The sequence below is a fragment of the Nonomuraea basaltis genome (assembly GCF_005893125.1).
In the GTDB taxonomy this organism is placed as follows: Bacteria; Actinomycetota; Actinomycetes; order Streptosporangiales; family Streptosporangiaceae; genus Nonomuraea; species Nonomuraea basaltis.
On sequence record NZ_VCJS01000129.1, the window covers coordinates 23,762 to 34,993 of the forward strand.

The window sequence follows — 11,232 nt, forward strand, 5'->3', positions numbered from 1 at the left end:
GCCCACCGGACTTCGGAGCCATGCGCGTGGCTCTGGAATCCCGAAAAATACGGGCTTGTGGTGGATTGCGGCGCTCGGTAAGGATGCTGGGAGGCGGACGGTGATCCCGTCCGATCGCAGGCGAGACAAAGGACGCTGGATGACCCAGGCCGACGCGGTTGCATCTCTCGTGGAGCGAAGGTTAGGCCGCGCTCTCGATCCCGATCTCAACTTCTTCGAAGCCGGTCTCGATTCGCTCGCCCTGGTCGAGCTGCACGAGGAGATCAACAGCACACTGGGCCTGAGCCTGCCGGTCACCGCGATGTTCACCCACCCGAACCTGCGTGCCCTCTCGCACCTGATCGCGCAGGGCCAGGCGCCCGCCAGGCAGGACGGCGCCCGTCGCCGTCCGCTCGGCGGCAGCCGCCGCGACGTGCGTGCCAGGATCCGTAAGGACGGTCGGTGACCTCTCACGAACAGCCCATCGCCGTGATCGCGATGGGGCGCTTCCCGCAGGAGGTGGGGGCGGCCGAGGAGGCCGGACACGATCCTGGAGCGCAGGTCGTCCGGCTGTATGGCGGAGTGGGCAAGGCCTGCGCGGCGCTGCTGGCCGGGGAGTGCGAGCTGGCCGTGACCGACGCCGGCGAGCTGCCGCCGGGTACGCTGCGCGGCACCCTGGTCCTGCGGCTCCTCGACCGGGCGTTGCTCGACGGCGACCTGGTGCACCGGGTGATCTGGCCCGACGACCTCGAGGTGGAGGAGGGCTATCCGCCAGTGCACGCTCCGGGCGACGGCCGCCCGCGCGTGGTGGTGTGGTCCGGCCGCACCCACGATGAGGCCGAGTCAGTACGGCGGAGCCTGGCCGGTTTCTTCGCCGGACTATCGGAGGATCGCTACGCCGACGCGGCGGGCACCCTGCAGCAGGGACGCGTCCACCACCCCGTGAGAGGTGCGGTGGTCTGCCGGAGCGCCGCAGAAGCCGCTCTCGCGCTGGGCCGCGAGCACACCTACGAGCAGGGGCCGGTCCGCCTGTCCCTCCCCGATGAGGCGGCCGGTCTGTACGGCGTGGAGCGCGTGTTCACCGAGGCCGTGGACGTGTGCGAAGAGGCCTTCGAAGCGCGCGGCGTCGAGCTGCCACCCGCCTTCGCCACCGCCTACGGGCTGGCCTCCACCCTCGCCGCCTGGGGCATCCGCGCGGAAGCCCCGGACCCGGCCCTCCTCGCGAGTGACCTTCCGCTGGAGGAGGCGCTCGCCGGCCTCGCGCAAGAGACGGCCGGAGCCGAGGTCCGGGTGGGTGGCGATCTCGCGGGGCTGCTGGCCGCCGTGGCCAGGTTCTGGACGGGCGGCGGCCGGGTGGACTGGGCCGCGCTCGATCCTGATCACCCGCTGCAACGCATCCCCATCCCGCGGCCGCAGCCGGAGCTGCCCGCCTCCGTGGAGGAGCTGCGTCCGCTGTCGGCGGTGCCGTACTCCTTCTGGGTTCTGGAGCAGCTCGCGCCGGACAGCGGCGTGTCGAACCTGGCGGTGGCGCTCAGGTTCGAGACACCGCTGCGCAGGCTGCCGCTGCAGATCGCGGTGAACCGGCTGGTCAAGCGGCATCCGGCGTTGCGCCTGCGGTTCCCCGTGGTGGGCGGGGCGCCCGTCAGGCACCTGGTCGCGCCCCAGGATGCCCAGCTGAAGGTCGAGGCGCGGGCCACGACGGAGGAGACGCTGGTCGCAGACCTGCGGTCCTTCCTGGACGAGCCCTTCGACCTGGGCCGCGACCTGCTCATCAGAGTGGGACACTTCACCCTGCCCGACGCCGCCGGGACCGTGGTGTGCCTGGTCGGCCACCACATCATCATCGACGGCACCTCCCTGCAGCTCCTGGTGGAGGAGCTGGGCCGCTTCTACGACAGCCAGACCGGGCACGGCACGCTGCCGCCCGAGTTGGCGGGGCCCGCGCCGATGCTGGAGCCGGGGGAGCCGTCGGAGGAGTCGATCGGCTACTGGCTGGACCGGCTCGACGGCGTCGACCCCGCCGCCATGGTGCTGCCGGGGAGTAGGCACTCGCCGGGCCATCCGACGTTCGCCGGCCACACCTGCTCGTGGCGGGTCGACGCCGAGACGGTGGCGGCCCTGGACGAGCTGCGGGCCAGGCTGCGCACCACCGGCAACATCGTGCTGGCCACCGCCTTCCTGCTGACGCTGCGCGGGCACGGTGCCGGCCCGGACCTGGTGATCGGCATGCCGGTCAGCACCAGGACGGGCGAGGAGCGCAAGCACGTCGGCTACGCCGTGAGCACGCTGCCGCTGCGCGTCCACGTCGAGCTGGACGACGACTTCGAGCAGGTCGCCAGGCGCGTGGAGGAGGCTTTCGCGGAGGGGATCGAGCACGCCGACGCCTCGGTGGAGGCGGTGCTGACCCGCCGCGGGCACGGCACGGACGACTGGCGGGTCCCGCTGTTCCGGCACATGTTCAACTACCGGCCCTGGAGCGACGAGAAGGTACACATCCAGGGTGAGGTGCCCGGGTACGTCGAGAACCTCATCGACCGCAGCCGCCTGGACATGCAGTGCAATGTCATCCAGGAACCGGATCGGCTCACCATCCGCATGGGGCACAGCACCGAGGTGCACGACGAGGACGAGATCGCGGCGTTCGCGGCCAGGATGTCCGCGGTGGTGCGGCAGGCGGCGCGCGGCAGGGTGCCGGACGTGCTCTCGCCGGCGGACCGGGCGTTGCTCGACCGGGTCAACGACACGCGCCGCACCTGGCCCGGCACGCTGGTCGAGCGCATCGTGCCCGGCCCGGCCGTGGCAGTGCGCGAGGGCGGGCGCGAGGTCAGCTATGACGAACTGCTGGGGCGCGCGGCCGCGGTCCGCGACCTGCTGCACGAGCGAGGGGTAGGGCACGGCGACGTCGTCGCCCTGGCCCCGGATCGCTCGGCGGACCTCGTGGCGGCGGTGCTGGGCGTGTGGCAGGCGGGAGCGGCGTTCCTGCCGCTGGACGTGCGGCAACCGGAGTCGCGCCTCGCCTACCAGGTGGCCGACTCGGGTGCGCGGCTGGTCGTCGCGGCGGGCACGCCGCAGTGGGCGGGTGAGACGCCGGTCGCGCCGATGCCCAGCACGCTGGGGGAACTCATACCACCCGAGTACGGAAATATCGCTTATGTCATCTACACCTCCGGCTCCACCGGGCGGCCCAAGGGTGTGCAGGTCACGCACGTGAACCTGACCAACCTGGTGCTCGACTTCACCGACCGGCTCGGTGCGCCCACGAGCGTTCTGTGGTCCACCACCACCGCCTTCGACATCTCCTGGCTGGAATTGTTGTTGCCGCTGGCCTCTGGAGGCACCGTGGTCGTGGCCTCGGACGAGGACCAGTTGCAGCCGGGCAAGTTCCTGGACTTGATCGCCGCGGCCGACGTCCAGGTCGTGCAGGCCACGCCGACCGCGTGGCGGCTGATCGCGCCGGAAGCCGGTCAGGAGCTGGCCGGACGCACGGTGTTGTGCGGCGGCGAGCCGATGCCCGCCGCCCTGGCCAGGGACCTGCTGGAGCTGGGCTGCCGGGTGTTCAACGTCTACGGGCCGACGGAGACCACCATCTGGTCCACCGCCGCCGAGCTGCGCGAGCCGCCGCTCGATCCGGTCCCCGCGGGGGAGCCGCTGGCCAACACCCAGATCTTCGTCACCGACGCCGCGGGCCGCGAGCTGCCGCCGGGCGTGCCGGGCGAGCTGTGCGTCGCCGGTGCGGGGGTGAGTGCGGGCTACCTCAACCGGCCCGAGCTGACGGCGGAGCGCTTCGGGCACCACGACCGGTACGGCAGGTTCTACCGGACCGGCGACCGCGCGCGGATCCGCCACGACGGCACGCTCGAGCTTCTCGGCCGCGACGACAGGCAGATCAAGCTACGCGGCCACCGCATCGAGCTCGGCGAGGTCGAGGCGGCGCTGCACGAGCACGAGGCGGTACGGACGGCCGCAGTGATCCTCGACGGTGACCCGCAGACCGACGGACGGCTCGTCGCCTTTCTCGAGGTCACCGGCCAAGCCGCTGACGGGGAGCTGTGGCGCTTCGCCAGGACGCGGCTGCCCGACTACGCCGTCCCAACCCGCTACATCGTCACCGACAGGCTCCCCACCACCGCCAACGGGAAGATCGCCTATCGCGAGCTGGTGGTGCCCGATGAGGGTGGCGCCCCGGCGCAGGAGGTGGGCGACGGGCTGGTCCAGCAGGTGGTGGCGCTGTGGCGCGACGCGCTGAAGCGGCCTGGGCTGGGGCCGCACGACAACTTCTTCCTCAACGGCGGCCACTCCGTGCTGGCCGTCCGGCTGATCCGTCCGCTGGAGGAGCTGGCGGGGCATGCCGTCTCGGTACGGGCCGTGTTCGACCATCCGACGCCGGCCGAACTGGCCCTACATCTGGGGGACGCCCGATGACGCCGTGGTTCGTTCAGGTCAAGGAGGGGGAGCGGGCGCTGGTCACCTTCCCGCACGCGGGTGGCGGTCCGGCTTCGCTCGGCGAGCTCGCCGGACATTTCCCGCCCGAGGTGGGTTTGTGGTCGGTCAACCTGCCGGGGCGTCAGGCCAGGCTCGCCGAAGAACCACGGACTGACCTCGACGGGCTGGTCGAGGACCTGGCGCGCGACCTTGCCGGGTGGCGCGAGCCGTACACGCTGTTCGGCTACTGCAGCGGGGCGTTGCTGGCTTTTCTCGTCTGCCGTCGCGTGGTCGAGCTGGGCGGCCGGCCGGAACGGCTGATCGTGGGCTCGTTCGCCGCGCCGGATGTGACCTTGCTGCTGCGCCGCCTGCCGTCGCTGCCGTCGTGGCTGTTCTGGGAGCAGCTGATCGCGCTCGGCGGTGTCCCGCCGGAACTGGCCGATCGGGAGGCGCTCTGGCCGGTGCTGGAGCCGGCGCTCCGCGCCGACTTCGGGCTGCTGGCCGGCTATCACCACCGGCCCGGGCCACCGCTGCCGGTGCCCATCTCTGTCCTGTACGGCATCAGGGACGCCTCGCTGACCAGAGGCGGCCTGCTGGGCTGGCGGCGGCAGAGCGTGCACAGGCCCGCGTTGAAGGAGCTCGACTCCACCCACTGGCTGGCCGAGGAGACTCCGGACGCCCTGGCAGCCGCAATCGGTGAGGAGATGGGATGCGCCTCGGTTACAGCATGAGCTACTGGGGCGGCGCGGGCCTCGGCCCGGCCGACCACCTGGCACTGGTACGAGAGGCGGAGGCTCTGGGCTATTCGTCCGTGTGGGCGGCCGAGACCTACGGGACCGACCCGGCGAGCCTGCTGGCCTGGATCGCGGGCCAGACCGAGCGCATCGCGCTGGGCACCGGCGTGCTCCAGATGTCGGGACGCAAACCCGTGGTCGCCGCGATGACGGCGGCCACCATCGACCAGCTCTCCGGCGGCCGCGCCCGGCTGGGCGTGGGCGTCTCCGGCCCGCAGGTGGTCGAGGGGTGGCACGGCGAGCGCTTCGACCGGCCGCTGGCCCGCGCTCGGGACTACCTCCAGGTGGTGCGCAAGGCGCTGCAGGGCGAGCCGGTGCAGCACGACGGAGCCACGATGACGCTGCCCCTGCCCGGCAGCGAGGGCAAGGAGCTGACGCTGGCCGTCTCGCCGGTGCAGGAACGGCTGCCGGTCTACCTGGCCGCGATGGGACCCAAGACCGTCGCGCTGGCCGGCGAGCTCGCCGACGGCTGGCTGGCCATCCACTTCCCGCCCGATCACTTGGCCAAGATGGCCACGCACCTGAACCGCGCCGACCTCGACATCGCGCCCATGGTGCTCACGCTCGTCGAGGAGGACCAGGAGCTGGCCTACGACATGATGCGGCCCATGCTCGCCCTCTACCTCGGCGGCATGGGCTCGCGCCGTACCAACTTCTACAACCGCCTGGCCACCACGCTCGGCTTCGAGCAGGAGGCCGCCCGCATGCAGGAAGCCTTCCTGAACGGGCGGCAGGGCGAGGCCATGGCGATGCTGCCCGACGCGCTCGTCGACGCGATGACCATGTGCGGCCCCGCGGGCAAGGTGCGCGAGCGGATGGCGGCCTACCAGGAGGCGGGCGCGACCACGCTGATCGTCGGCCTGGTCACGCCCACCCGGCGGCTGCGCAGCCGCCAGCTACGGCTCATTGCCGGCCTGGCTCCGGCATCTCCTTGAGCTTGGCCAGCGGCGACCAGGCCATCGCCGCCATCGGCACCAGCGCGCCGATGGTGACGACCACCCACAGCGCCGTCCGCGTCCCCAGGGCGCCGGCCAGCAGGCCCGCGCCCAGAGCGCCCAGCGGGGCGGGGATCAGGCCCAGCGAGTAGATCGACGCCACCACGCGGCCCTGCAACTGCGGCGGGGTGACCGTCTGCACCAGCGTGGTGTTGGTGACGAAGAAGATCTGCGAGGTGACACCGCTGATCAGCTGCGCGGCGACCAGCATGGTCACCGAGACCCAGACCGGCCCGGTGGCCAGCGGGATGAGGAAGAGCGCGAGGTTGCCGTACACGATCGACCACAGCAGCACCTTGCCGATCGCGAAGCGCCGCATCACCTTTACGGCCAGCAACGCCCCGATGATCGAGCCCACGCCGCCACCGGCCAGGATGCTGCCGAACCACGCTGCGGGCACGCCCAGGTCGCGGATCACGTACAGGGCGTAGATCGAGTTCATCGAGCCCAGGATGAACAGCGAGTACACGGCCGACGAGATGGCCAGCGGCCGGATCAGCTCGTGCCGCAACACCCAGCCCATGCCCTGCCAGATCGCCTTGTGCACCTGCCTGGCGGTGGTGTCATCCGGCTCCGGCCGCGCTTCCGGCCGCCTGATCAGCGCCACCGCTATCGCGGAGGCCAGGTACGACACCGCGTCGATGACCAGCAGCGCGGGCGCGGAGAGCACCTTCAGCAGCGCCGCGGCCAGGCCGGGTCCGAACGTCTGGGCGACCGACTCGGTCAGCTGCAGCTTGGAGTTGCCCTCAAGGAAGTTCTCCGGCGGCACCAGGAACGGGAAGTAGCTGCGGTAGGCCGTCTGGAAGAGCGTGCTGAGCAGCCCGATACCGAAGATGACGCCGTAGATCCAGGCCAGCGTGAGCATGTCGGCGAACCACGCGATGGGGATCAGCATCAGCAGCACGAAGCGCGCCACGTCCGTCCAGATCAGGATGGGCCGCTTGCGCACCCGGTCGGCCAGCACGCCGAAGACCAGGAAGAGCACCATCGGAACCCGGAGCAGGAAGCCGACGACGCCCATCTCCTCCTCGGAGGCGTGCAGGACGGTGACCGCGATGACGGGGATCGCGAAGTAGGTGACCGCCGAGCCGAACTGCGACAGGCTCTGCCCGGCCCACAGGCGCATGAAGTCGGCGTTGCGCCACAGGCCGGTTTGTTCACTGGTCGGGGATGCCATGATCCATCCACTTTCTGATCTCGGCGGCCGCTCCAGCGACCAGGGGTTCGTACAGGATCGGGACGCGTTCCTCGGGGATCGGGACGTGAGCGAACCGCCCCTTGGCGACGGAGGGCCAGCTGCCGTCCTCGCGCTTGGGCGCGAAGAGCGCGACGTCGCCGTCGTAGGGCTCGTGCCGGTAGCCGCCGACCGCGTGCGCGTTGGCCCGGAACACGGCCAGGTAGCGGCGCGCTTGCTCGACCTCGGCGGTGTCAGGGGCCAGCCGGTCGGCGGCCGAGGCGGCGCTCATGACCGCCAGCAGCCGCTCCTCCGGTGACCGGGCGGCGAGTTCGGCCGCGTCCAGCCCGAGGGTCTCCTCAGGTCCCCCGGCCAGCGCGTGGAACAGCAGGACCGTGTCGTCCTCCAGCGACGCGCTGGCCACGGGCTCCTCGGCATCGGCGTAGAAGAGCACCACGAGTGGCACCTGCTCGCCGCGCTCGCGCAGGCGCCTGGCCACCTCCAGAGCGATGTTCCCGCCGATGCAGAATCCGCCCAGCACGTACGGCCCGGCCGGCCGTACCTCCAGCAGGTCGGCCACGTAGGCGTCGGCCATCTCGGCGAGCGTGGCGTGCGGCTCCTCGCCGGGCACGAGCCCGCGTGCGGCGATGGCGTACACCGGCTGGTCGGGGCCGAGGCGGCGGGCCAGCGGGTGGTAGCGGAAGACCTGGCCGCCGAGCGCGTGAATGAAGAAGATCGGCGTACGGTCACCGTCCGGGTTGAGCGGCACGACGTGGCTCGGTGGCGCGAGGTCCTCGGGCTGGCGGAGCACCCTGGCCAGCGCACTGATCGTCGGCGCGGCCAGGACGGTGGCGGCCGGCAGGCTCCGCCCCAGCTCCTGGCGGATGCGGGCGGCCAGCCGCAGGGCGCTCAGCGAGTGGCCGCCGAGCTCGAAGAAGTCGTCCAGGATCCCGGCCGCGGGCACCTTCAACACCTCTTCGTAGAGCGTGGCAAGGCGCGCTTCCACCTCATCACGAGGCGGCACGTACGGCCGGGCGCTCGCTGTCTCCGGCGGGGGCAACGCGGCCCGGTCGAGCTTGCCGCTGCGGGTGAGGGGGAGGGCGTCCAGGTGCACCCACCGGCGCGGGATCATGTGGTCGGGCAGGATGTCGCGGAGGTCGGGTACGTCGCCCACGATGTAGCCGACCAGGCTGTGCTCGTACGCCGTGACGGCCGCGTCACGGACTCCCGGCTGCGCGCGCAGGGCGGCCTCGACCTCTCCAGGTTCGACGCGCATGCCGCGGATCTTGACCTGGTGGTCGGTGCGGCCGAGATATTCGAGTTCGGCGGTGGGAAGCCAGCGGGCGAGGTCGCCGGTCTTGTAGAGGCGTTGACCGTTGGGTGCGGGGAGGAAGCGTTCGGCGGTGAGTGCCGGTTTGCCCAGGTAGCCGCGGGCGAGCTGGACGCCGCCGATGTAGAGCTCACCCGGTGTGCCGACGGGGACTTCGCGGAGGTGCCGGTCGAGGACGTGGAGGGTGGTGTTGTGGATGGGCCGCCCGATGGGGACCACGGTCTCTCCCGGCTGGCAGGGGTGCCAGGAGACGTCGACGGCCGCCTCCGTGGGGCCGTAGAGATTGTGCAGCCCGGGTAGATCGAGGCCGGGCGGGAGGGCTTCGCCGGAGCAGATGATCCGCGGCGGGGGCTGGATGTCCTCTTCCTCCAGGAAGGCTTGGAGCATCGAGGGGACGAAGTGGGCGGTGGTGATGTCCTCGGTCTTGATGAGGTCGCGCAGGTAGGCGGTGTCGCGGTGGCCGCCGGGCCGGGCGATGACCATGGTGGCGCCGGTGATGAGCGGCCAGAAGAGCTCCCAGACCGAGACGTCGAAGGTGGTGGGCGTCTTGTGCAGGACGCGGTCTTCCGGGGTGAGCTGGAAGGTGTCCTGCATCCAGCGCAGCCGGTTGACGATCGCCCGGTGGGAGACGCCCACACCCTTCGGCCGCCCGGTGGATCCCGAGGTGAAGATGACGTAGGCCAGGTTGTCCTCGTGCACCGGTGGCGGAGTGAAGCAACCCCCGGAACCCGCGGCGGTGAGAACGATCTCGGCCCCGGCGTCGGCGAGCATGCCGCGGCGCCGTTCCTCGGGATCGGCCGGATCGAGGGGCAGGTAGGCGCCACCGGCCGCCAGCACCCCGAGGAGCACGACCGGGAGGTCCAGCCCGCGCTCCATGCAGACGCCGACCGGTTGGTCCACCCGCACGTCCAGCCCGGACGCCACGTCGCGGGCCCGCTCGGCCAGTTCCCGGTAAGTCAGCCGGTCGCCCTCGAAGACCAGCGCTGTCGCTTCCGGTGTCCGCTCGGCCTGCTCGAAGACCAGCTCGTGCAGCATCCCGCCCGGGTGGTCGCGCGCGGTGGAGTTCCAGAGCGCGAGCAGACCCGCGTTCTGCGGCGAGATGCCGATATTTCCTGACAATGCGCGGAGGTAGTGATCCCGGATCGCCGCGATCTGGTCGGTGGGGAACTGCGTGGTGTCGTAGGAGATGGTCAGCGTCAGTCCCTGGCCGGGCGTCCGGACGAAGGCCGCGCTGAAGGCGAAGTCGGTCTGCTCGAAGAAGTCCTGGCCCTCGATGGGCGTGGCGGCGCCGCCGTCCACGTGGAAGTCGCGGAAGTCCACGTGCGTGTCCAGCAGGCGCGCGCGACCGCTGGCCCGCTGGATCTCGAAGAGCGGGAAGTGCCGGTACGGCAGCGCCGCCACCTCCGCCTGGAAAACCCGCTGGACCAGTTCGGGAGCGTCGGCGCGCACGCGCAGCGGGACGGTGTTGAGGAACAGGCCGAGCACCTCGTCGCCCGCCTCGCTCTCCGGACGGCTGTGCGTGAGCGTCCCCGTGAGGACGTCCGGGTCGCCGGTCAGCAGCGCCATGACGCGCACGTGCGCCGCGAGCAGCACCGAGCGCAGGGGCACCCGGGCCGCGGCCGCCTCCTCGGCCAGCGCTTCCGCCAGGTCGCCGGGGAGTGCCGTGGCGAGGACCTCGACCTTGGGCGGTCCGCCGGTGGGGTAGCCGGGCATCCGGGGCAGCCGGCCCTCCGGTGCCTCGGCGATCGCCTCCCGCCAGAACTCCGCCGCCTCCGGCCGGGCGAGCATGGCCTTCTCGGCCGCCACCAGGTCGCGGAAGCGCGCCCTCGGCGGTTCCACCGGCAGCCCCGGTGTCGCATAGCGCGCCAGCAGCTCGCTGACCAGCGTCGCGACGCTCCACCCGTCGAGGATCGCGTGGTGGAAGTAGACGGTCAGCGCGAACCTGCCGGCTTCGGACCGCACGTGGACGCGAAGCAGGGGAGCCTGCGTCCAGTCGAACGCCCCGTACTCCGGCTCGCCGTCGGAAACGGTCAGCGGGATTTCCGCGCGGTCGTGCACGAGCTGGACGGGCTCGCTGAACCCGGTCAGGTCGAAGGAGGTCCGCAGGACCTCGTGCCGCGCCGACAGCTCGTCCAGCGCCCTGACCAGCGCCGCCTCATCGAACGTGCCGCGCAGCGTGAGCGTGGTGTGGTCATGGAAGGTCACGCCGTCCAGCTCGCTGTGGTAGAGCATCCCGGCCTGGAGGGCGCTGAGCGGGTAGGCGTCGATGATCATCGCGTGAGTCTCTCTCTGTCCGCCGGGCTGAGCAGGTCGAAGGCTCCCGCCGTGGGTTCCGGTACGGCCTGCCGCGGCCGAAGGACGGTGGCCAGTTCGGCGACCGCCTGGTGGGTGAACAGGTGCTGCAGTTCCACGCCGTAGCCCATGGCGCGCAGCCGGGCCACGACCTTGAGGCTGCTGATCGAGTCGCCGCCCACGGCGAAGAAGGTGTCGTTCCTGCCGACCCGGTCGAGGTCGAGAACCTGTGTCTTATACACATCT

7 protein-coding genes are annotated in these 11,232 nt (G+C 71.5%); 4 read left to right on the plus strand and 3 right to left on the minus strand.

Going from position 1 to position 11,232, the window contains the following annotated elements; genetic code table 11:
* Positions 1 to 139: 139 nt before the first annotated feature.
* From EJK15_RS42785 to EJK15_RS42800, 4 genes are read left to right on the plus strand one after another with little or no spacing between them, the layout of a single operon-like run.
* Positions 140 to 445 carry an acyl carrier protein gene (locus tag EJK15_RS42785; protein WP_138716199.1) on the plus strand — a complete coding sequence of 102 codons (306 nt, stop codon included), beginning with the start codon at positions 140 to 142 and terminating at the stop codon, positions 443 to 445.
* Entirely contained in the window at positions 442 to 4,401 is a 3,960-nt protein-coding gene (locus EJK15_RS42790) for a non-ribosomal peptide synthetase (protein WP_138716200.1), read from the plus strand. Before EJK15_RS42785 ends, EJK15_RS42790 begins: the two co-directional genes overlap by 4 nt.
* Positions 4,398 to 5,132: a thioesterase II family protein gene (locus tag EJK15_RS42795; RefSeq protein WP_138716201.1), complete on the plus strand. Its 735-nt coding sequence runs from the start codon at positions 4,398 to 4,400 to the stop codon at positions 5,130 to 5,132. Before EJK15_RS42790 ends, EJK15_RS42795 begins: the two co-directional genes overlap by 4 nt.
* Complete coding sequence (locus EJK15_RS42800; protein ID WP_138716202.1) at positions 5,111 to 6,130, plus strand: LLM class F420-dependent oxidoreductase; 1,020 nt, start codon at positions 5,111 to 5,113, stop codon at positions 6,128 to 6,130. Before EJK15_RS42795 ends, EJK15_RS42800 begins: the two co-directional genes overlap by 22 nt.
* Here the strand turns inward: EJK15_RS42800 and EJK15_RS42805 are convergent.
* The 3 genes from EJK15_RS42805 to EJK15_RS42815 form a co-directional block, all read right to left on the minus strand.
* Positions 6,099 to 7,367 carry an MFS transporter gene (locus EJK15_RS42805; RefSeq protein ID WP_138716203.1) on the minus strand — a complete coding sequence of 423 codons (1,269 nt, stop codon included), beginning with the start codon at positions 7,365 to 7,367 and terminating at the stop codon, positions 6,099 to 6,101. The genes EJK15_RS42800 and EJK15_RS42805 overlap by 32 nt on opposite strands.
* Positions 7,348 to 10,968: a non-ribosomal peptide synthetase gene (locus tag EJK15_RS42810; RefSeq protein WP_138716204.1), complete on the minus strand. Its 3,621-nt coding sequence runs from the start codon at positions 10,966 to 10,968 to the stop codon at positions 7,348 to 7,350. The genes EJK15_RS42805 and EJK15_RS42810 overlap by 20 nt, the downstream gene beginning before the upstream one ends.
* The coding region (locus EJK15_RS42815; RefSeq protein ID WP_138716205.1) for a phosphopantetheine-binding protein at positions 10,965 to 11,232 on the minus strand (268 nt) is incomplete at its 5' end. The genes EJK15_RS42815 and EJK15_RS42810, both read right to left, overlap by 4 nt.

Excerpts from the sequence above, each read along its gene's own strand:
- EJK15_RS42800 (WP_138716202.1), top strand. The coding sequence starts at position 5,111 with ATGCGCCTCGGTTACAGCATGAGCTACTGGGGCGGCGCGGGCCTCGGC.
- EJK15_RS42810 (WP_138716204.1), bottom strand. The coding sequence starts at position 10,968 with ATGATCATCGACGCCTACCCGCTCAGCGCCCTCCAGGCCGGGATGCTC.
- EJK15_RS42795 (WP_138716201.1), top strand. The coding sequence starts at position 4,398 with ATGACGCCGTGGTTCGTTCAGGTCAAGGAGGGGGAGCGGGCGCTGGTC.
- EJK15_RS42805 (WP_138716203.1), bottom strand. The coding sequence starts at position 7,367 with ATGGCATCCCCGACCAGTGAACAAACCGGCCTGTGGCGCAACGCCGAC.
- EJK15_RS42785 (WP_138716199.1), top strand. The coding sequence starts at position 140 with ATGACCCAGGCCGACGCGGTTGCATCTCTCGTGGAGCGAAGGTTAGGC.